Below are 21,361 nucleotides of genomic sequence, written 5' to 3' on the forward strand. Positions count from 1 at the left end.
TAATACAATCCAAAGGAGGTACCATATGATTGATGCTTTACGGAAACTCGGCTTGTCCGATCTCGAAGCCCGCTGTTATCTGGCGCTGCATGGCCAGCCGCCCTCCTCAGGATATGAAGTCTCTAAGCAGGTGTCAGTTTCACGCTCGAATGTATACGCTGCGCTGCGCGGTCTTGTGGAGAAAGGTGTCTGCCGTGCTGAGGAAGGTGATCCGATTACCTTCGCGGCGATTCCAATCGGACAGGTTGTTAAGCTGCTGCAATCGGAGTTCGAACGAACTGCACGCCTACTGGAGAGTGAGCTGACTACCCTGCCGGATACTCCGCCCTTCTTCAGTAACTGGAAAGGAGATCAGCAGGTAGATCTGGCGATCCGCCGCCTCGCCGCCAATGCCAGGGAGGAGATTCTGGTCGATCTTTGGGCAGAGGATCTGCACTGGATCGAGGAATCGCTGCTCTCAGCCGAGCACCGGGGTACCGCCGTTCATCTGATGATCATCGGTGAAATGCCGACGGAGCTTGAACATGTCATCGTACATAGTGTGCCGCCGGGGGGACCGCACCGGTCACGCAATTTCTCCATGCTGCTGGATAAGGAAACGGCGCTGCTCGGCAGCTTTAGCCGGCACGCGCCGGTATCGGCGCTGGAGAGCAACCACCCGGCGGTGTTGAATGTTCTGCAGACCTCGTACTTCCACGATGTTGTGATGATGCGGATCGAGAAGGATTTTGCCAGGGAGCTGGAGGACCGGTACGGGAAGGATTATGCACTGATCCGGCGGGAGCATCCCGAGATGCATGCGAAGAACTCCGGCATGTAATGAGTTTAATTTATACCTGTGAATTAGAAAGGATGACATGTTTTGAATTCAAAAGGCTCGTCCGTATTACATAACCGCTCGTTCCTGCGCCTGTGGATCGCACGGATATTCTCGACCAGCGCTTTTCAGATGCTGTCTGTCGCCATTGGCTGGCAGATGTACGCGCTGACTGACAGCGCCTTCCAGCTGGGTCTTGTCGGCCTTGCGCAATTCCTGCCGATGCTCCTGCTGACACTGCCGGCCGGACAGACCGCTGACCGGTACGACCGCCGGACTATCGTCTATCTCTGCCAGCTAATGGAGAGCGTAGTTGTCCTGCTGCTCGTCCTAGGCAGTCTGCAAGGCTGGCTGGGCTCGCTTCATCTGCTGGTCGCCGCCGCCATTCTCGGCGCCTGCCGTACCTTCGAAGGCCCAGCCTCTGCTGCGCTTGTGCCGGACATCGTGGACCGGGAACAGCTGCCGAAGGCCGCAGCCTGGTCTGCCTCCGCAATGCAGACCGCGATGATCGTCGGCCCGTCACTTGGAGGAGTGCTTGTCGTTTGGGGTACCGCCGCTGCCTACATTGCCTCACTTGCAGCGCTGCTGATCTCGACCGTGCTCATCTTCTTCGTCAAGACCGTTCACTTCGTGAAGAAGCTGGACGCCGTCAATATGGACACGTTCCTTAGCGGCCTGAAGTTTGTCTTTGCCCGCAAAATCATTCTCGGCACTATCTCGCTAGATCTGTTCGCCGTGCTGCTTGGCGGTGCGACTGCTCTGCTGCCGATCTTCGCCGAGGATATCCTGAAGACCGGCTCACTCGGTCTGGGGCTGCTGCGCTCTGCGCCAGCGGTCGGGGCGATCCTTGTCTCGCTGATTCTAACCCGATATTCGGTGGAGAAAGCAATCGGCAAGACATTGTTCGCCTCCCTCGTTGTATTCGCCTTGGCGACGATTCTGTTCGGGGTGTCCCACAGCTTCTGGCTCTCGCTCTTCGCGCTGTTCCTCATCGGCGCCTCCGACGTCGTAAGCGTCGTAATCCGTTCCACGCTGGTTCAGGTCAACACACCGCAAGAGATGCAGGGCCGGGTCAACGCCGTCAACTCCCTGTTCATCGGCACCTCGAACCAGCTGGGCGAATTCGAGTCCGGTACGATGGCCGGTCTGGTCGGTGCCGTACCAGCGACAGTTATTGGCGGGCTTGGTACACTCGTCATCACCGTTGTCTGGATGTATTGGCTCTTCCCGGTCCTCCGGACGCAGAAGACCTATATGGCGGAGAAAGGGTAATAGAGAGCTGATATTGGAAATTATTCACCTGTAGATAATGGTCTAAATAAAATAAAGTTAAGGCTGCCCATGGGCAGCCTTATTTGTGCGTTTATAGACACTCTCTATGCTTCAATACAGTTGGGCAGCCGCCTCAGGAGTAAAGGCTTGAATCTCCTCCACCTTGCCCTCGCGGATTTTCTTTGCCCAAGCCGGATCACCCAGCAGCGCGCGTCCGACGGCTACCAGATCGAACTCCTGATTGTCCAGCCGCTTCAGCAGTTCATCCATCCCTTGATGATCCGCTTCCCCGCCTTCAGCGGGATCATTGTCCATGCCTACTGAACCAACGGCAATCGTTGTCTTCCCGGTGAGCTTCTTCACCCATCCGGCGAGACCCAGCTCCGAGCCCGCGAATTCAGGGTCCCAGAACCGGCGGGTCGAGATATGGAAAATATCCACGCCGGCCTGTACCAGCACATCCAGGAATTGCTTCAGCTGCTCCGGTGTATCTACCAGCTTCGCCGTGTAATCAGTCATTTTCCACTGGGACAATCGGATGGAAATCGGATAATCCGGTCCGACTGCAGCGCGGACGGCCGCGACAACTTCGGCTGCGAATGTGGTGCGCTTCAGGAAATCGCCGCCATAGCGGTCCGTCCGCTGATTGGTTTGTTCCCAGAAAAATTGGTCAATCAACAAGCCGTGGCCGCCGGAAAGCTCTATCCCGTCGAAGCCAGCCTGCTGTGTATTCACTGCCGCATCGGCATAGGCTTGAATGACGCCGGCAATTTCTTCTTCTGTCATCGGCTCGCTAATCTTGTTCCCTTGCATATCGATGCCTGATGGCCCGATCGACGGAGCATCCGGGACTGGCCCGGAACCTGCGGGACGAATCATTCCCATATGTGACAATTGGGGAAAGATAATCCCGCCAGCCTCATGAACCTGTCTGACGACTTCACGCCAGCCGCTCAGAGCGGCTTCGCCAAACAGATTAGGAAGTCCCGGATCACTGCTCGCCGCCGGATGGTCAATCATACCAACGGTGATGATCAGCCCCACCCCATTCTCAGCGCGGCGGCGGTAATACGCTGCCATATCCTCACCCGGCACTCCTTCCGGTGCAAAAGCACGCGCCATCGGTGACATCACGATCCGGTTGGGTATATTTAATTGTTGAACCGTATAAGGTTCAAATAAGGTCTCCAGTGAATGAATTTGCTCCTGCTGTTTAGCCATGGTTAACGCCTCCTGTAGATTGTATGATTATTCTCAAAGCGGGGTATGAATGCAATAGTAACAAGCTCCAGTCCCCCCTTCAACCAACAATCTGCCCAAGTTGTTGCTTAAGCTAGAAGCCGGAAAAACTGTCGTATTGGCAGATCCTATTTGTCGTCTGCCAATAAGCTGATTATAATAAGAGAATTATAATCTCTACTGAAAGGGGTGTTCCTTGGATGGCTGGCATACTTCCCCCCAATCCCAGCGACCCGCGGGTGATTCGGACCCGTCAATTAATTCTGGATGCCTTCATCCGGCAATTGAATATCATGGACTTCAATTCAATAACCGTCGGCGATATTACCAAAGCAGCCACTATTAACCGGACCACCTTTTATGCACATTTCCAGGATAAATATGCGCTGTTCGAAGCCTTTTTGTTAGACGCCTTTACGAATATGGTCCTCCATAAAGTCGATGCAACAGGACCGTTGACCGAAAAGACGCTTCAGGAGCTCATCGTAGCCTTATGTAACTATCATGAAACCAGCCACCGCTGCTTCAAAAGATATGATTCCGTAGCTCTCCTGCTTGAGGAGAATATCAAGCTGCATCTTGAAAAGCTTATCCTGCAGCTTATTAGCGAATCAGACTCAGCTGCAGATTCGAAGCCGCTTGCCACTGCGGCCACCCTGCTAAGCTGGTCCTTATACGGTGTAACCTACCGCTGGAATGTGGAAGGAAGAGCGGAATCTCCCTCCGAACTTGCGGAGCGGGTCATGCCGCTGATCACGGGCGGATTCCCCATGTTCAATCCGCAAGTTTCCTAATCAGACTGGGCCCAGGTGTAAAATCAGCGGCAGCCTCGGACGTGAAAATCGAGTCCTGGGCTGCCGCTGTTTATATTGAGCCCACGTTGTGGGTCAATATTGAGGCACATAAGCGCTGAATGGTGAAGGTTGTCGCGCACACGGTAGATGAATCATCTTAATTTACGTTAGGAGGGAGTAAGTACTAACAAATCCTGCACATAATACAACATTTTTTTAGATAAATAGGCTCAAAACCAAGATTGTTGTATAAAATGCAGCATTTTTCCTTTTTCAAGCGACTTTGGTGGAATATTCTTGTATTTCATACAACAATCCTCCCGAACACCCGGTATTCTAGGAATCAAAGTTGCAAAACGTATAGGCGTGTTGATTTCCAAAAAAAGGGACGAAAAAGGCCGCCATTTCGGGTAATGGTAAGTACGACCAAACCAAACCGAAATGAGGCGACCTCATGAATAAATATACCCCATTTTTAGCCGTTTTCAAACAAGTATTAACACCGGAAGAAGTCCAAATGGTGACTGGACAAACCAAGGACTACGTGGATAGAGGAACCAAAATGACCGTCGGGTTGCTACTCGATTACTTTGTCCAAGCCTGCTACCACAAATGGGACGGCTTCCGGCAAAGTGCCCGCTTAGGCCCAAACTTTGACTTGCCTGAGATTCATTACTCCACCCTTTCCGGCAAGGCCGGTGAAGTCCCTTACGAAATCTTCAAACGTATCTTTCAACTGCTCGTCAAGAAATGTAACCGACAAACCCGGCGGCATCTGAATCTTCCTAAAGATCTTCTGCTGATTGACTCGACGACGGTCACGGCGGCGAATTCCCGAATGCCTTGGGCCTCGTACAAAAAATTTAGAGGGGGCATTAAGCTGCATGTCGCTCTTTCGCAAGGTCAGCGTTTACCCGTGAACGTGGAGGAATCGATTGCGAAGCGCAATGACGCTCCATTTGGAGAAGTTTTGGCAGATACGGACTACATTTTGGTACAGGATCGGGCGTATGGAAAAATTAGCAGATTGGATCAATATGTGCTCCAGGGCCAGTCGTTTGTGATTCGACTCAAAGACAATCTCCATTTGGTGAAGCCGAGAAACCTCCAGCGACCCGCAGAGGGAGAAACGGAAATTGTTCGTGATATGACTTGTTATATCGGTCAAGGGAAGTGCCAATCCGCTCAGCGCCACCGGGTCGTAGAATTTGAAAATGACCGGGGGGAAGTCGTACGGGTCGTGACCGATTTGAGAAAAGAGTCCGCTCATGTGATCGCTGAAATCTACAAGGCACGCTGGGAAATTGAAGTCTTTTTCCGCTGGATTAAACAGCATCTGAACGTGCCATGTCTATTTGGAACCACCGAAAATGCAGTATACAGCCAATTGTTTGTGGCCCTTGCTGTCTATGTGCTTCTGAGACGCGTTTATGATGAAATCCACCCCAACGTGCCTGCCTTTGCTCAACTGACCCTTTGGGAATTTATGCAGCATTGGCGTATATTTAGTCTTCCGCTGGAGTGGCAGGTTCAACTGAGTCTACTCAGGAACAAGAGTATTTTGGGAATTATATCCATTCCATAATATGGGGAATCAACACGCCTGCAAAACGTACAACATTTTTGCTTACAGCACTTACTTCCTTACTTACCTAAGACTCCCCATTCACCGGTATCGAATCAGTTGTTGCGACTCCTATTATGACTACACTTACCACAATGGGGCATGGTGTCGGTTGGGGCTGAGGTTAGATTCTCTATCGTACACACTAAAAGGACTTTCCTTCAGGGGAAAGTCTTTTTCTTTTTACATACCGGCTCTAAGGCGGAAAAACAGCCATCTTTTCTGGCAATTACAAGTAAGCGTAAATTGAAATGTTACTTTTTTTTAAAAAACAAAATACATTTTTTAAACTTATTGGATTATAAGAATGTATATACTTAAAAAAATGTAAATGGAGGATATATTTTTGAAAAAAATCATGATTGTCACAATGGTAGGAGCTATTTTGTTATCCGGATGTGGGGCAAATAATCAGTCTTCAAGTCCGGAAAAGATTGATGGAAATGCGTCAACACCAGCTACATCAATTCCCAATACACTACTATCCGAGACTTCAGATAAGAAAATTTCTATTTATGGTGTTCAAGAAAAAGCACAAAAAGACATATTTTCGTCATTAGATGTTGTAATAAATGGAGAAACGAAAACATTCAATTGGATCAATGTAACGAACCCCTCCTTCTATCCTCAAATATCGGTCATTGATTTAGATGCAGATGGAGAAGATGAAATTGTCATTGTTCTGACAAAAGGCGCAGGGACTGGAGTACATGATTCGGAAGTGCATGTGCTTAAATCAGATTTTACAGAAATATCAGTTTCAGATCCAAGAGAATTCGTTCTAAGCAATCTTAACGTTGATCTAAAAACAGATAAGGAAATTCGACAGTATACAGTTTCAGTTGATGGTCAGGAGCACTTATTTGAATTCAGTGAGAGCGATTCAAACGATTGGTTTGAGCAACCGACGGTTCAGAATATATTGAGATTTGGAATAAAGGATAATCAGCTTATTGCGGAGCTACCCATTCAGATTTCAACAGGTAATTATTTAGGGGATGCAATCATTAGATATGCATTTGTTAATGGGAAATTAGAGCCGTTTAAAATAGAGATTACAAAAGAAGGAAACTCATTATGAGCTTCCTTCTTTTAGTCTGAAGTATTAATAGCCTTCAACTTTAAAAAATGTGTGGTCGAGGTGGGGAATTGACGGATTCCGCTGATTCCGTTATTCCAATTCAACCGTCTTGTTCAGATCCGACTTCTCCGTATCCTGATTGGTGATTCGCTTGAACATATAAGTCGCCATTTCGGCCAGATTACCGCTCTTCCAGTATTCAGCAGCTTCGGCATGAACCTGAATCAGGATCACGTTCGGGTCATCATATGTGGTCTTCAGGAACGTGTTATAGCCTGCACTCCAGAATTCTTTTTTCTTCTCCAGATCCTCGACAATCCTGGCGGTTCCGCGGATGGAGACATAGGATTTGTCAGCGTACACAACATTAACCCTCGGATCATGGAGGATCTCATCGAACTTGCTGGTGTCCTTCTTGGTCAGGAACCACAGGTCTCCGTCAAACTCGACCTCCTGTGTCTTCATGGGACGGGATACCAGGCCTTCGGGTGAGATCGTCGTGAACATCGCTGTATCAATCCCTTTGATAAGGTCTCTGACCGTCTCGACAGCTTCCTGATGACTTTTATCCAAAGTTGACATGCTTATCGCCTCGTTTCTTCCGGGTTATGGGAATAGGATATCCAAATGCGTACCTATTATTAACCCGATTAGGCGAAAACCTATCTTTAACGGTTCAATCACAGCTTTATCACCTGGTTCAGTATTCGCCCTTGATGACGAAGAACGAGCCCCGGATCGTTCCGGCCAGCTTAGACTTCTGCCTGGCGAATTTGAACTTTGTCTCCAGCTCCTTGGGAATCTCCATGCCCTCAGAGAGCTTGAATCCGACAGCCCGCTTCTTGGGATCATCCACGGTATACATCACGTTAAGCGCCAGTCCGTCCTCATAAAAGACGTAAGCAAACCGGATATTCTCTACCTGAAACCGCGAGGTCTCCAAAGGCTTGGCCGAAAATTCAAGATCACGTTCTTTTTTCAGAATTCCATTCACATAATCCAGGGTCTCCTGGCTTTCGCTGGCCGGGACAACCGTGAACTCATGCTTGTACTTATTCATGAAGTAACGCGCTTCATTCGCACGCAATCCTGCAAGTGCATCCACTACAGGTGACGACTCCAAGCCGGCCGTAGACACCTCTTTGAAATCAACGATATAAGACATTGCACTTCCTCCTCGGCAAACCCGTTATTTACTTACAACAGGAATCCACATTTCACCTACAACCTGACCATCCTGCTGCCCCATCTCAACCGATGTATTGGGCCCGCCCACATAGGCGACATCCTTCGCTTCCGGCAGAGCTTGACCAAAAGCAACTCCGGCGAGCTTATTATTCAGTTCATCAGCCGTTGCCGCTTCCCCTCTAACCACCAGGTATTTACCCTTAGGAAACTGGATAACTCTGGCCTCTTCCGGCGCAGCTGCTTCGGTCATGACACCCGCATAATACATCATTTTGTTGTTCACCGCTTCACTCACGGCAAAAATATAGTCGTTCACGGCCATCGCCTTCAACTTATCGAGCCTTCCATCTTCACTGACGGCCTGCCAGAAGTCTGACTTTTCTTTGTTAATACCGGCATAGTCCGTGTAATCGCTCTTAAGCTCCGTGCCCAAACCGATAACGATGAAGCTGTCTTTTTCCTCTAACGTGTAATTTGCCATGTCTGCAACCATCCTTTGTATTTGAAATTTGTCTTCTTGTCTTGATATGTATATGATAGTCTTAAATCATGTCATAAAATGAAACTGTTTAGGAGACGCGATGAAAAAAGTTGAACGGGTTAATGTCATCATGCGGTATATTAACAACCGGGCCCACTTTACTATTACTGAAATCATGCAGGAATTTAACATCTCCCGTTCGACTGCGATTCGGGATATCCGGGAAATCGAGGCGCTGGGGATGCCGCTTGTCGCTGAAGTTGGACGGGATGGCGGGTATTCTGTGATGCGCAATTCTGTCCTTCCCGTGGTCCGGTTTACAGATAATGAGCTCAAAGCCCTGTTCATTGCCTTCATGGCCACAAGAAACGGGCAGCTCCCTTATCTCAAGAGCCGTCAGTCTCTAACGGAAAAATTACTCGGACTCGTCTCGGAGAACCAGCAGGAGGACCTGTTTCTTCTGAATCAAATTCTGCTGTTTGAAGGGACCAACCCGAACAATCCTGACCTGCTTGATCTGTCTGATCTCCCCCACCCCATGCTTGAGAAGCTGATCCAGATCCTCCTGGTTGACCGCTATTTGCTGATTACCAGCGAAGAAGCGAAGCTCCTCCAGGTTTATCCCGTTTATCTCTTACGCCTCTATCGTGAGAAAAGCTTTTGGCTGATTGAGGCCTTCGACTTAAACGATGAAAGGAAGCGGATTATTCCTGTGGACCAAGTCACCGATGTTGTCCTAAATCCGGATAAAAAAAGATTAAGCAGGAAAAAGATCCTGGAAAAACTGAGCAGTCAGGAAGAAGAAGTCAACCTCGTTCTTGAACTCGGCCCCAAGGCGATTGCCCAATTCAAAAAATATCATCCATTGAAGGTATCGCTCTCCTATACGAATCCTTACCAGAGCACAGCCATTCTCAAGACGTATATCCATGCGGATATGCCCGACGAACTGGCGGAAATCATAAACTGGCTGCTTTTCCTGGGCGGAGATATCAGACTTAAGGAAGCGCCGGAGGAAATCTGGGAAGGGTTAAAAGAGAGACTGCGTTTATTATGCCTATAATCAGTGTGCCACCAATTGTACCGGATATTCAGATTGAAATTCTGGCCTCTATACAACCTGTCCAAAAGAGTTTAATATTTTCAAGTAGTGTAATGACAATATCTGATTTGGCTTCAGGGAACTTATCCGGAAAAGGAGACTTTAGGAACATGCTAGATTCAAACACAACCAGCCTATTGAAAAAAACATTAAGAGCAAGTATCGGTAACCAGGAAATCGCAGGTGCGAACCTGATGGTCATCAAGGACGGCAGCGAGGTGTTCTATCACGAAGACGGCTTAGCCGATGTCGAAGCGGGACGTCCTATCACCCGGGATTCGATCTTCCGTCTATACTCGATGACGAAACCGGTTACATCGGCCGCCATCATGCTGCTGCTTGAGCGCGGAGAGATCGATTTGTTCGATCCGGTAAGCCGTTATATTCCAGGGTTCAAGAACCAGCTGGTCGAAAAGAACGGAGAACTGGTGCCTGTCAGCCGGGAGGTTGTCATTCATGATCTGCTGAATATGACCTCGGGACTGGTATATGGAGGAGGAACAGACAAAGCCGCTCTGCACACGGAGGCTTTGTTTCAGGAGCTGGACAGCCGCTTGCACGGCGATAACCGGATGAGCACCATGGAATTCGCCACCCGTCTGGGTGAAGGCCCGCTTTCGTTCGAGCCGGGTTCGTTCTGGCAGTACGGGACCTCAGCGGATGTTCTGGGAGCCATTGTGGAAGCGGTTAGCGGTATGCGGTACGGCGAATTTTTGCAGAAGGAAATATTCAACCCGCTGCAAATGCAGGATACCGGCTTCTGGCTGCCTGAAGACAAAAGAAACCGCCTGGCCAGAGTCTACCAGGAGGACGGCGAAGGCGGCTTGAAGCTGTATGCGGAGAGCCATCTGGGCATCTACCATCATATGGACCGGGAACCGGCATACGAGTCAGGCGGAGCGGGCCTGCTATCAACGATTGACGATGCTGCCAAGTTCACCACCATGCTGATGAACCAGGGCAGCTTGAACGGCGTTCAGCTGCTCAAGCCTAGAACCGTTCAATATATGACTACAGCTGTTCTAAGCGATGGGCAGCAAAAAGGCTTCGATACCTGGCATTCCCTGCAGGGGTATAGCTATGGCAACCAGATGCGTATCCTGAAAGACACCGGAAAAGCCGGAGTGATCGGCGGCCAGGGTGAATACGGCTGGGACGGCTGGCTTGGAGCTTATTTCACCAACAGTCCGCAGGACGGCCTTACCTTCCTGTTCATGATTCAGAAAAAAGATGCCGGCACACTGCCGGTCACTCGCAAGCTGCGTAATATTGTGTTTAGTTCGTTGTAAGAAACCTGCTCTTCTTGTCCAATATACACACAGGGTCCAATTCTTGTCCTCCGTAAAGAACAAGAATTGGACCCTGTGCTATGAAATGAGAAAATCCGCATTTTCTCTCCGCACTCTCCACACTCTCCACACTCTCTGCTAAGTTACCAGTTCGCGTTCTTCCTGTTCGTCTCAATGACTTCATGGAAACGGTCAGGGAAATTGGTATAGACTCCATCTACACCCCAAGAATAAGCTTTATCCATATTGAGCTGATAATTAATGGTATAGGGCATGACCTTAAGTCCCGCCCGCTTTATCTGCGCCACATAAGACGCGCTGGTCCCCTGGAAATTCGGGCTGATGCCGACAGCATAGGACTTCACATCCGCCAGATAAGCTTCGGTAAGTCTTACCGAGGTATAATCATTCCATACAAGCTGGTACAGCGGAATATCCGGGTTGATGGAATGGAACTTTCGCAGACTGGCTGCGCTGAAAGAGTGTATGGCCACTACTTTTTCCAGATCATATTTCTTAATGTATTCATTCAAGAGGACTTCAATATTAATCTTTGGCGTTGATTCCTTGATTTCAAGGACATAGCTGATATCTTTGCCAAAGGTTTCGAATACCTCATCGAGGGTGGGAATGGTGGTCCCTGCGTATATTTCTCTGGCAAACATCGGATACGCCTTATTGAACCACGACCCGGCATCCAGCTGTTTGATCTGCTCCAGCGTCATGTTCCTAACATACCCTTTGCTATTGGTCGTTCGGTTGACTGTATCATCATGGATGACAACAGGAATCTGATCCTTGGTCAGGTGGATATCCAGCTCAATCGAGTCGGAATCCATTTCACGCGCCAGCTCGAAGGCCGGCATCGTGTTCTCCGGAGCATATCCGGACGCACCACGGTGGGCGATCGTATATACTTTTTCCGCCGGATCGATGATTTCTTTCACTTTAACCCGGATGGCCGGGAAGGAAGCGTACAGTGTTGTAAATAAGAGGATAAATATTAGTACATGCATTCCGATAAAATAAGCTTTATGGCTGACAATCTTCTTCATTCCGTCGTCCTCATTTTCCTGTAACCTTAACTTTTGCAAATATTATTATATTAACAGTTAGGGTAATTGAAATCCACATTTTTAATTACAGCGCAATCTAACAGCATAATTCTAAGCATTCTCCCTGCCCGCCGGCGAGTTCAGCCTCATGCACCGGAATCCAGAAATATTCAAAGGTCAGACCTAAGTCTTCTCCGGATGCTTCTATCGTATGTTCCCACTGGGCCGGGCGCTCTTGAATTAACTCTAACTGATACACATGTCTTTCATGATGTTGTTGTTTATACGCCGCGTAGTACAGATACGTCTTCAAATGCTTGACTAGCCGCAGCTCATCCTTCGTTATTCCTGATTCCTCCAGTTTTTCCCGAAATAATGCCGTTTCTACACTCTCGCCCGATTCTAAAGTCCCGGCAGGAACCTGCACACCAGCTTCCGGGTAGTCCCTGTGCCTGAACACGAGCAGCTTATCGTTATATATAATGTAGGCCCAGACCGTTCATCACATAGGGACGTACGATGTCTACAAGGAGATCCGTCCGTTCCTTCTCCCCGGCTTTGAACCATTGATACGCTGCGCTATAGATCGCTGACCCTGTCATGGCCGCCAGAATTGTTGTCTGATTGGGGTCTGCGGAATGAGGATGATCTCCTTTTACAAAAATGCGCTCAATAATCTGCTGCAGCAGCTGCTTGATCTTCTCGTCTACCAGCGTAGCAATCGATTTGGAATCCATCCGGCAGATCTCATAAAAATCCAAAATGTACCGGTAAGTCATCAGGATGAGCTCGTTACATATTTCATCTGTGAACTCCAGCGCATGCTCCACGGGTCCGGGAATCATCTTGCGGAAAGCCTGTTCGATGATTTCATCCAGCAACGCATATTTATCCTCGTAATGGGTGTAAAATGTGGCGCGGTTAATGGTAGCTCTCTCTGCGATATCTTTGATGGTGATCGTATCGAAGCTTCTCAGGCGCAGCAACTCCCGGAAGGCTTCTCTAATCAGCTGCCCAGTGCGCACAACCCTTGGGTCTATCTGGTTAACCATCGCTAACTCCCCCTGCTTAGACATCAAATCTTAATCTATGTTGTTTAACCGACTTATTCCCGAGTCTGCCGATTGAAATCAACAGAATGCCGGACTATCATCAATCGTATCAGACATGTGTTGTTTAAACAATGCGTGTTACCTAACTGAAAGGACAGATGAACTTGAATATACATTCAGACAGAATATTAATCGTTGGCGCTGGAGTGATTGGCAGTGTGTACGCACTCCGGTTCGCACGGTCAGGACTTGACGTTACCTTACTGGCCCGGGGCAAGCGGCTGGATGCCCTCCAGAAGAAGGGTCTGCGATACAATGAGAAAGGCACGATACAGCAAATTCCGGTGAAGGTAATTGCGGAGCTCGATAACGATGACATCTATGATTTCATCTTAGTTCCGGTCCGGTATGATCAGGCGGAGTCTGCTCTTGAGTCGATTAAGAATAACAGAAGCCAAACCATTATTACGTTGACCAACACGGTAGGTTATGAATCCTGGCTTGAAATCGTAGGCGAGCGGCTGCTCCCAGGCTTCCCGGGTGCTGGCGGAGACCTCAAAGACGGTGTGCTCTACGCCCAGTTTGGAACGGAGCCTGGTCAAGGGACTATATTTGGTGAAATCAATGGACAGACGACCGAAAGAGTGAATCGTCTTGCCGGACTCCTTGAGCATGCGGGTCTTACTTATATAATCGAACCCCATATGAAGGCCTTCCATATCTCACACGCTGCCCTGGCAGCAGTCAACAAGCACTTTTATACGGAGGATGGTACGGGTATGGTGGATTTGGAGACTGCAAGAAGCTACAGTACATTGAGCAAGATTGCTGCTGATATTAAACGCAATATTAAGCAAGCTGAGCAGTCCGGAATACAGGTCATCCCCCCGGAAACGAAACAGATGGCTGATTTGCCGGAAGAGGACATTATCGCCCGGTACCGCCAGATGCTGAGCAATGACTTCATCATTGATGTTAAGCTGGGAAATCAGGCTGTCAGCAGAAGAGCAGAGATTATGCTGCTGGATGAGGCGTTCCGTGACGATTGATGTGAGTCAGATCACCTTAACTAATCCGGGTATTCAAAAGCGGCATCTCCCCATTATCTAATGGTGGAAATGCCGCTTTTATTATAATTCAATTTCCCATATACTTCTCTACACCGGCCGGATCCATGAGTACCATCTGTTTATTACCAATCAGCTTGATCAGGCCCGAATCCTCAAACCTGGAGAACTTCCTGCTAATGGTCTCGCGGGTCACCCCGACATAACTAGCCAGCTCTTCACGGGACAGTGGAAGATCAATATGAATACGGCTTCCATGCCGCTTGCCGTATTTGTCACTGAGTTCCATGATCATGCAGGCAATCCGGATCTCCGGATCTTTGGTCGCCAGGCTCTGCGCCAGATTCTCCGTATGGGCGAGTCTTTTGGTTACACTTTTCAGCAGCCGTAGAGAGATCTCCGGATTATCCGTCATTAACTGCTCCATATCATTCCGGGTCAGCATACAAATATTAGTGTCTTTCAGGGCATATGCGTTAAAATTACTAAGCTCATCACTGTTAAAAATACTAAGCTCCCCGAAGAAATCCCCATTCGTCAGTATGTGCAGGATTTGTTCCTTGCCTTCAGGAGTCATTTTGGATAGCTTCACATGCCCCTGTTGAATAATGTACAGCGTATCTGACGGCGCCCCTTCAAGAATTAACGGCTGACCTTTGGTAAACTTGCGGTGCTTAATCATGGCGCTAATTCTGGTGAGGTCATCGTCCGTCAATGCAGCAAAAATCGGTACCTTGCGTGTACAAGGTTCTGCGGCGTGCTGGCAGGAGTGCTCTTTCATACCGTTCCCCCTGAAATGTAGTATTTAGAAGCTGCTTACTCTAATGAGTAACAGATTTCTTATCTTCAACTGCTACGAAGTGACTTGTATCCTCTCCGCAGACCGGACATACCCAGTCTTCAGGCAAATCTTCAAACGCGGTGCCGGCTTCTACGTCCTCATCAGGATCGCCTATTGCCGGGTCATAAATATAGCCGCAGGGTGTGCAGATGTATTTCTTCATTCTTCTCAGCTCCTAATAGGTAGTTTTTTAGTTTAATCGGGATAGTACTTCAGCCATAATAGCTTCTATGTTATTGCCGTCAAGATGAATTCCGGTCAGGCTGATCCCTTGTTCTACAGCCGACTTATACGTCAGGGAGGCAGCGGCTCCTTGCCAGGATAACGCACCGGTAATTGTATTATCTTTCACATAGATCCGCGTATAGGCGCCATTCTCTTCTCCGCTGACCGACACATCGCATTGCCGTTCATCTGTGTTGCCAATGGAGAACAGAGAAATCCCAAAAGCATTAAACAAAGTAACCGGAACCGCTCTGCGGTAAACGGTCAGACTGTCAGCCATGTTGCTGCCGGCAATCCTTCCCTGTTCTATTGCACCGCCCCATAGTCCTTCAACATACCCGTTAATTTCAGCAACATCACCGGCAGCAAAGATGTTCGGATCGCTGGTTTGCAATTGTTCGTTTACAATAATGCCGTTCCGGACTTGAATAGCCGAGCCGCTAACAAGCGCAGTGTTCGGGACAATTCCGATAGAGTATACAACATGGTCACACGGGAGATTAGAACCATCGTCCAGCGTAATTCCGGTAACATAGTCTGTACCCGTAATAGAGGTTATCCCTGCTTGCAGAATCACCTTCACTCCGGATTGTTCCAGAGTCTCCTTAAGAAGGCTGGAGGAGTGCCCGTCCAGCTGTCTGCCCATCAGGGACGGGGCTGATTCGATCACGGTTACCTCGTAACCTGCTTCGAACAAGGCCCAAGCCGTCTCGATGCCCTGGACACCTCCGCCAATTACGGCTACGCGGCTTCCATCCTGCAGACTATCTTTTAACCGGTCCGCATCGTTCATGTCTCTGATGGTGTGGACATTCTGAAGTCCGGCACCTTCGATAGAGAGTGCGCGGTTCCTCGCGCCCATACACAACAGCAGCTTATGATACTCCACCCGCTGGCCGTCTTCTGTCTCTACCATCCGGCGATCAGGCTGGATCGAGGTGATCCGGGTTGAGGTCTTGACGTTTATACGGTTATCCCGGTACCACTTCTCTTTCTTGATCAGCACCTTCTCGCTGTGCAGGTCGGTGAACAGGCCTTTGGTCAGCTTAATCCGGTTATACGGTAGCCCGCTTTCCTCACCTAGTATCGATATTTCTGCTTCCGCGTCCTGATCGCGGATTGCTTTGGCCGCATGGACGGCGGAGACGCCGCCGCCGACGATTACATAATGCTTCGTCATGAGTTGTTCCTCCTCCCTAAATTGAGCTCAGCAGCAGATCCGATACAAATTCAGCCGCATTTTTAATTTTCTGGACCTTCTCTGGCTCTTTAGGGGAGAATCTTACTCTAACCGGGAATTCAACATGTGTCATGCCGGTGGTTTTGATGACCTCCGAAGTGCTTTGCACGGTCATATTCGTTCCGTTCAGATAGTCCTGAATGACCTCGATGGCTTCTCCGCTCCAGCCGTACGAGCCAAAGGATGCCGCAAGCTTGCCTTCCAGATTCATATGCTGCAGCTCCTTCAGCACATCCTCCAGGTTCCCGATCATGTCCGCATATTTAGTAGAGCTGCCGATAAAGACCGCGTCTGCAGAAGCAATGCTGTTCAGAATATCCGCAGTGCTGCTTTTATCCGCATCCCAGACTTCTGTTCCGATATTATTCTCCTGCAGGCAATCCTGGATGATTTTGGCCATTTTCTTCGTGCTGTTCTTGATGGTGGTATATACGATGACTGCTTTTTTACCCTGAGTCGTTTCGCGGCTCATCGTGGCGTACAGATCAATGAATTTAGGGATATCCTCCCGGATCAGGAATCCATGGGATGGGGCAATCATGCGGATATCCAGATCCTTGACCGCTTCCAGCAGTGTTCTTACATATCTTCTGTGCGGATGAATAATGGCGGCATAATAGCCCTTGTAATCTTCGGTGATATCAAATCCCGCTTCATCACTGAACAGATTCTCCACAGCTACATGTGTACTGAAGATATCGCAGGGGAACAGGATCTGATCCTCGATACAATACGTGATCATCGTCTCGGCAGTATGAAGGTACGGCGTTTCTTTGAACAGCAGAGTTTTCCCGCCGATATCCAGCGTATCGCCATCTTTAACGACCAGGAAGTTCCGGCTGTGCAGCTTATACATTTCCTGCAGTTCCGGCACAGCGATTTCCGTGCACACGATCGTGGCATTTAGCGCCTGGGATGCAAGGGCTGCCAGGCCGCCGGAATGGTCGGGCTCCGTATGGTTAATTACGATGTAATGAATATCCATGAGGTCAATCATACCGGCGAGACACTCGGCATATTCACGGCCGAACTCCATATCTACCGTATCAATCACGGTCGGCTTGCCCGTTTTTAACAGATAGGAATTATAGGTTGTTCCTTTAGCCAGAATCAGGCGGTGAAACGGAACCTGACGGTTATCTATTTTGCCTACCCAGTAAGTATCCCCGGCGATTTGTTTGAATTGTGTACTCATTTTGTTAACCTCCAATGTTTGATTGATAATCCTTATCAGCAACCTCATTCTATTACGGCTGCCACACAAAAAGGAGGATTCAAATCAAATTCCGGAAGTTTATGAAAAGCTTAACGCTATACTTTTAATGTAGACGATTGAACAGAAGGGGTGGTGCGTATAGTCACAGTTGGACAGAAATAATGAAATTTCTCTTGCGTGTCAGCGGTCAAAATAAAAAGCTGATCCCCATAAGAGAGGCCACTGAAAAACTCGCCTTTCTTGGTAAAAGCAAGAATGCGTATCAAAAAGACGACATCCATTCTGTTTCTTTCGAATGGATGTCGTCTTTTTCTCGCCTATTTCTTTAACTTTGGCTACTCCATGAGTTTCAATATTCGTTTTAAATTGACAGTGAATATCGCCATGGCTCCCTGAATTTCCATGCCAACCAAACCCGAGGAGAACGCAATGTCGTACCCGTGTCTGTGTTTGAGTTCACTATTCTTGGCTTCAATTTTATATCGTTCTTTAGCTTTGGCCTTAAATGCTTCACTTTCCTGAAACTCAGCTTGCTTTACATGCTCGGTGCTCTTTATGCTCACCGAGTACGTTTTGCTTTGGGCGCCTTCTTTGTAGCAGCCTTCCTTTAGCGGACATCGCTTGCATTTTTCAATATCAAAATGGTAAGTGTTCGTTTGGTTTTTGCCCTGACCTTTTTTCCCTTGCCGTGCTCTACGTATCGCCATATGCCCGGCCTTACAGACATACAGACCCGCATCTTTGTTAAACTCAAACTCATCTTCCTTCTTGCGGTTTCCTTGGGTAATCATTGGATGTAATTTGGCCACAAGCTCAATTTCATGTTCGGTGCTGTACGCAATGTTATCTCTTTCGGAATAGGCGGTATCTCCAATTACCGTTTCCACGTTCATGCCTGCGGCCTTGCTTTTTTCAATGAGGGTCTGTAGCTCTTTCCCATCCGACTTTTCCCCTGTCGTAATCGTTGCTGCCGTAATGATTCGTTCTTCGCTCATCGCGATATGCGTTTTATACCCGAAAAAGGAGGAGTCCGCACTTTTGTGGCCCACTTTGGCGTCGGGATCGGTAGAGGTTTGCAGATGTTTTGCGTCGTCAATAATCGTTTCTTTCAACAGGTTTAACGCCTCACTGACTTTGGGCAGCCCTGTGAATCGTCCGTCTTGCTCAATCACTGCAATGAGCTGCTGGCAATATCCGATTTCATCCTCCAGCACATTTGTAACAGGTTTAGCCGGAAAGGCACTTTTCATGGATTCATCTAAGGTATAGATCGCTTGTCTTACCTTTTTAGAGCGTTCTCGCAGCACTTCTTGTGGGCTCTTTTGGGTATATCGGGCTTTGGTATGAGTGGCATCTACAATAATGGTTTTGCTGCGAATGATGCCTTTTTCAATGGCGATTTCTACCGTTTTACCAATGAGCAGATCGAGTAACTTCATATCTTTCAGTCGCAGCTTGCGAAATTTGGTCAGTAGACTGGGGTCAATGACCCCTTCCTCCGGAGCCATATGTAAGAAAAACTTGAACGACAAGTCGGTTTTAGAGCGTTCCACCAGATCGGCGTCGGATAAGTCATAAATGGATTTGAGCAGTAAATATTTAAACATTCGGACCGGGTCTACTGCAGTTCGACCGTTCTCATGGCAATACCTTTCGTTCAGTTCCTCATAAACAAAGCTAAAATCTACCAGCTCGTCCATGCGACGCAGCAAGTTATCTTTAGGAATAAGTATATTGTAAAGCTCGATATACGGGCTCAAGATAAAACTCTGCTGCTCAGGAAGCATGAAGACCACCAGCCTTTGATTTGATCCTTTAATTATACCGAAAAAAAGAGACATTCTCCTCGGAAAAATGGGGAGAATGTCTCTTAGAGATCTTATTGGACTTTTTCAGCGGCCGCCCATAAGATCAGCTCTTCTTAGCAACAAACGTTATACAATCCGAAGTCAGCCTAACAGGTTCACCCTTTCTGCTGATTTCATATTCCAGCGGTTTTACGAAGCGTTGCTCAACTTCCCAGCCGGCATACTGCTGATCCAGCAGCTCGAACATTCTTGCCGTAGTTAGATTCACTTCAAACATGGGATCGAGTTCTTCCGCTTGTGCGAGGTTAACTTCACGAATGTTCGACGCGATAATAATACAATTCGCTCCATTTTGTTTCGTTCCGGCATTCATTTCCTGCAGTTTCCGCTCCAATGCCTGTTCCGAACTGATATGCTCTAAAGAAGATACGGCTACGATAATATCATACTCATCTGGTTCAATGGTGAACTGTTCAATATCGGATAACCTTGACACTATGTATTGTTCAACTCCAAATTCCTTACTGTAGCTATTCAGTTTATCTATAGCCGATTCCAGCAGGTCAACGCACACTACTTTACCATCCCTATATTTCAAAGATTCAGCGATAGGCATGCTGTTCCGGCCGATCCCCGATCCCAAATCCAGCACACTTAAGTATTCCCGCTCCTTATATTCCTCTAAAAGGCTGATCACCGTCTTAACAGGCCTGTGAAGCCAAGACCCTGGCTTGAATAAGTCGTATGTATCGTAACAGTCATCATGATATTTCTTCTCTTCGGATCTGATGTTGGCTATTCTGTCCATTGGTTCACCTCACGCTTTCAACGATTCCACTTCATTCTGTATTTGCTTTATTCAGGAACTTCAATATATTCAGATACTCTGGATTTCAGGATTTCTATTAGTTCTTCATCCATAAATCTATAGTCGTCCGGGATATCAAGACAGATTACCTGTTTGTTCCTTAGGGAGTCTGCAAATTTGTCCCTTAGCCTTCTTGTATGCTTCTTCTCCATTACGAATATCAGATCCGACCATCCGATATGTCCTTCGGTCACCTTTATTCTTGCTCCTTCTTCCGTGCCTGCCGACCTTGCTTCGTAACCGTTATATCCGTCAAAAATCTTCTCAGCAGTCAAACTGCGCCACTTATTCCGGCTGCAGATAAAGAATAGTTTAATGTTGTATCGCCTCTATATTTACTTTGGGATTTCTAGTAATGCGCTCTTATTAATTTGTAGTTTATATTTTCTATAAATTGTTCAATCCTAATCACTTCATCTTCTTCGGGATTCATGATCTCAATAACATATTTTGCAAAACCCATTGGCCAAATATAATACAATTCATTTAATGATAAGGCCGAGGCGCAGCAAGGTGAAATTATTGATAAATCATTAAACTGGTTGGAGCTTTTTGTATCCATTTGCTCAACCCACCAATCGGGTTCTAAATACGTCATACAATGATTGCATCTAATCCCTTCAAAATTCGATCCACTATCTATAAATGTTACTTCATTATATAGCTGTTCACTTATTTCTTTGTTAACGGTCATTAATCTCATTTGATTTTTAATTGCATTTCTCTCTTTTTCGCCGGGGATGGTTTTCTCATGCTTTGGTATGATTTTTACAAAGTAATTAAACATTATCACTCCTCCTATTCCCTGCTTGAACTGCAGGCTGGCCGTAACGAGCATGCACGTAAGCTTTAACTGTATTATGTACAACTAAAGCGATCGATTATTGCGTTGAGAGTGTTTTAATTGTATTTTCTACAATTAGAATCATCATATTTCGTAAGAGAAGACTTTCCGCTATTTTTAGTTGTACAGAATACAATTAAACCGTCAAATCAGATTTATCTCCATGATTTAACTGTACGAAGTACAGTTATTTGCTATGGACTCCACATTAGTTACTTACTCTCAATAGATTTGAAGGCGTAGGCTTCTAATGAGCAG

General features: G+C 47.6%; 23 protein-coding genes. 8 read left to right on the forward strand and 15 right to left on the reverse strand.

Annotation, left to right across the window (positions count from 1 at the left end):
- Positions 1-25 precede the first annotated feature (25 nt).
- Together NSQ73_RS15380 and NSQ73_RS15385 are read left to right on the forward strand one after the other, a co-directional pair.
- Entirely contained in the window at positions 26-820 is a 795-nt protein-coding gene (locus NSQ73_RS15380) for a TrmB family transcriptional regulator (RefSeq protein WP_340987131.1), read from the forward strand.
- A 42-nt stretch (positions 821-862) separates the two neighbouring features.
- Entirely contained in the window at positions 863-2,089 is a 1,227-nt protein-coding gene (locus NSQ73_RS15385; protein WP_340987132.1) for an MFS transporter, read from the forward strand.
- A 111-nt stretch (positions 2,090-2,200) separates the two neighbouring features.
- Here NSQ73_RS15385 and NSQ73_RS15390 read toward each other — a convergent pair whose 3' ends face one another.
- A complete protein-coding gene (locus NSQ73_RS15390) occupies positions 2,201-3,310 on the reverse strand; it encodes an NADH:flavin oxidoreductase (protein WP_340987133.1) in 1,110 nt (369 codons plus the stop codon).
- A gap of 218 nt (positions 3,311-3,528) precedes the next feature.
- Here NSQ73_RS15390 and NSQ73_RS15395 point away from each other — a divergent pair, with 218 nt between their 5' ends.
- The 3 genes from NSQ73_RS15395 to NSQ73_RS15405 all read left to right on the forward strand — a co-directional run bounded on the left by NSQ73_RS15395 (position 3,529) and on the right by NSQ73_RS15405 (position 6,827).
- Positions 3,529-4,122, forward strand: a complete 594-nt coding sequence (locus NSQ73_RS15395; RefSeq protein WP_340987134.1) for a TetR/AcrR family transcriptional regulator — start codon at positions 3,529-3,531, stop codon at positions 4,120-4,122.
- Between the two features lie 454 nt (positions 4,123-4,576).
- Positions 4,577-5,707 carry an IS4 family transposase gene (locus NSQ73_RS15400; protein ID WP_340987135.1) on the forward strand — a complete coding sequence of 377 codons (1,131 nt, stop codon included), beginning with the start codon at positions 4,577-4,579 and terminating at the stop codon, positions 5,705-5,707.
- Positions 5,708-6,092: 385 nt separating this feature from the next.
- On the forward strand, positions 6,093-6,827 hold the full coding sequence (locus tag NSQ73_RS15405) for a hypothetical protein (RefSeq protein ID WP_340987136.1): 735 nt from the start codon (positions 6,093-6,095) through the stop codon (positions 6,825-6,827).
- 90 nt (positions 6,828-6,917) lie between these two features.
- Here the strand turns inward: NSQ73_RS15405 and NSQ73_RS15410 are convergent, their stop codons facing one another.
- The 3 genes from NSQ73_RS15410 to NSQ73_RS15420 form a co-directional block, all read right to left on the reverse strand.
- The gene (locus tag NSQ73_RS15410; RefSeq protein WP_340987137.1) at positions 6,918-7,409 is read right to left on the reverse strand and encodes a pyridoxamine 5'-phosphate oxidase family protein; all 492 of its coding nucleotides are present in this window, start codon (positions 7,407-7,409) and stop codon (positions 6,918-6,920) included.
- A 118-nt stretch (positions 7,410-7,527) separates the two neighbouring features.
- Positions 7,528-7,992 carry a hypothetical protein gene (locus NSQ73_RS15415; RefSeq protein ID WP_042137326.1) on the reverse strand — a complete coding sequence of 155 codons (465 nt, stop codon included), beginning with the start codon at positions 7,990-7,992 and terminating at the stop codon, positions 7,528-7,530.
- 24 nt (positions 7,993-8,016) lie between these two features.
- Entirely contained in the window at positions 8,017-8,496 is a 480-nt protein-coding gene (locus NSQ73_RS15420) for a GyrI-like domain-containing protein (RefSeq protein ID WP_042137324.1), read from the reverse strand.
- A 100-nt stretch (positions 8,497-8,596) separates the two neighbouring features.
- Between NSQ73_RS15420 and NSQ73_RS15425 the strand changes: the two genes are divergently transcribed.
- Together NSQ73_RS15425 and NSQ73_RS15430 are read left to right on the forward strand one after the other, a co-directional pair.
- Positions 8,597-9,559, forward strand: a complete 963-nt coding sequence (locus NSQ73_RS15425; RefSeq protein WP_340786113.1) for a helix-turn-helix transcriptional regulator — start codon at positions 8,597-8,599, stop codon at positions 9,557-9,559.
- Between the two features lie 149 nt (positions 9,560-9,708).
- Complete coding sequence (locus tag NSQ73_RS15430) at positions 9,709-10,887, forward strand: serine hydrolase domain-containing protein (protein ID WP_340987138.1); 1,179 nt, start codon at positions 9,709-9,711, stop codon at positions 10,885-10,887.
- A 143-nt stretch (positions 10,888-11,030) separates the two neighbouring features.
- Here the strand turns inward: NSQ73_RS15430 and NSQ73_RS15435 are convergent, their stop codons facing one another.
- The 3 genes from NSQ73_RS15435 to NSQ73_RS15445 form a co-directional block, all read right to left on the reverse strand.
- On the reverse strand, positions 11,031-11,942 hold the full coding sequence (locus tag NSQ73_RS15435) for a glycerophosphodiester phosphodiesterase family protein (RefSeq protein WP_340987139.1): 912 nt from the start codon (positions 11,940-11,942) through the stop codon (positions 11,031-11,033).
- Between the two features lie 97 nt (positions 11,943-12,039).
- On the reverse strand, positions 12,040-12,402 hold the full coding sequence (locus NSQ73_RS15440; RefSeq protein WP_340987140.1) for an NUDIX domain-containing protein: 363 nt from the start codon (positions 12,400-12,402) through the stop codon (positions 12,040-12,042).
- A 13-nt stretch (positions 12,403-12,415) separates the two neighbouring features.
- Positions 12,416-12,994, reverse strand: a complete 579-nt coding sequence (locus tag NSQ73_RS15445) for a TetR/AcrR family transcriptional regulator (protein WP_340987142.1) — start codon at positions 12,992-12,994, stop codon at positions 12,416-12,418.
- Between the two features lie 164 nt (positions 12,995-13,158).
- Between NSQ73_RS15445 and NSQ73_RS15450 the strand changes: the two genes are divergently transcribed.
- A complete protein-coding gene (locus NSQ73_RS15450) occupies positions 13,159-14,043 on the forward strand; it encodes a ketopantoate reductase family protein (protein ID WP_340987143.1) in 885 nt (294 codons plus the stop codon).
- A gap of 88 nt (positions 14,044-14,131) precedes the next feature.
- Here the strand turns inward: NSQ73_RS15450 and NSQ73_RS15455 are convergent, their stop codons facing one another.
- From NSQ73_RS15455 to NSQ73_RS15490, 8 genes are all read right to left on the reverse strand, one after another.
- Complete coding sequence (locus NSQ73_RS15455) at positions 14,132-14,842, reverse strand: Crp/Fnr family transcriptional regulator (RefSeq protein WP_340987144.1); 711 nt, start codon at positions 14,840-14,842, stop codon at positions 14,132-14,134.
- Between the two features lie 40 nt (positions 14,843-14,882).
- Positions 14,883-15,065 (reverse strand): rubredoxin, encoded by a 183-nt coding sequence (rd, locus tag NSQ73_RS15460; RefSeq protein WP_340987146.1) that lies wholly within the window; start codon positions 15,063-15,065, stop codon positions 14,883-14,885.
- 27 nt (positions 15,066-15,092) lie between these two features.
- Positions 15,093-16,307: an NAD(P)/FAD-dependent oxidoreductase gene (locus NSQ73_RS15465; RefSeq protein ID WP_340987148.1), complete on the reverse strand. Its 1,215-nt coding sequence runs from the start codon at positions 16,305-16,307 to the stop codon at positions 15,093-15,095.
- A gap of 16 nt (positions 16,308-16,323) precedes the next feature.
- Positions 16,324-17,562 (reverse strand): FprA family A-type flavoprotein, encoded by a 1,239-nt coding sequence (locus NSQ73_RS15470; protein ID WP_039307916.1) that lies wholly within the window; start codon positions 17,560-17,562, stop codon positions 16,324-16,326.
- A 356-nt stretch (positions 17,563-17,918) separates the two neighbouring features.
- Complete coding sequence (locus NSQ73_RS15475; protein WP_206101644.1) at positions 17,919-19,370, reverse strand: IS1182 family transposase; 1,452 nt, start codon at positions 19,368-19,370, stop codon at positions 17,919-17,921.
- A gap of 124 nt (positions 19,371-19,494) precedes the next feature.
- On the reverse strand, positions 19,495-20,199 hold the full coding sequence (locus tag NSQ73_RS15480) for a class I SAM-dependent methyltransferase (RefSeq protein ID WP_340987150.1): 705 nt from the start codon (positions 20,197-20,199) through the stop codon (positions 19,495-19,497).
- Between the two features lie 47 nt (positions 20,200-20,246).
- Positions 20,247-20,576 (reverse strand): low molecular weight protein tyrosine phosphatase family protein, encoded by a 330-nt coding sequence (locus NSQ73_RS15485; protein WP_340989287.1) that lies wholly within the window; start codon positions 20,574-20,576, stop codon positions 20,247-20,249.
- 32 nt (positions 20,577-20,608) lie between these two features.
- Positions 20,609-21,046, reverse strand: a complete 438-nt coding sequence (locus NSQ73_RS15490) for a hypothetical protein (protein ID WP_340987153.1) — start codon at positions 21,044-21,046, stop codon at positions 20,609-20,611.
- Positions 21,047-21,361 lie beyond the last annotated feature (315 nt).

Source organism: Paenibacillus sp. FSL R10-2736 (genome assembly GCF_038000245.1).
Taxonomy (GTDB): Bacteria; Bacillota; Bacilli; order Paenibacillales; family Paenibacillaceae; genus Paenibacillus_AQ; species Paenibacillus_AQ phytohabitans.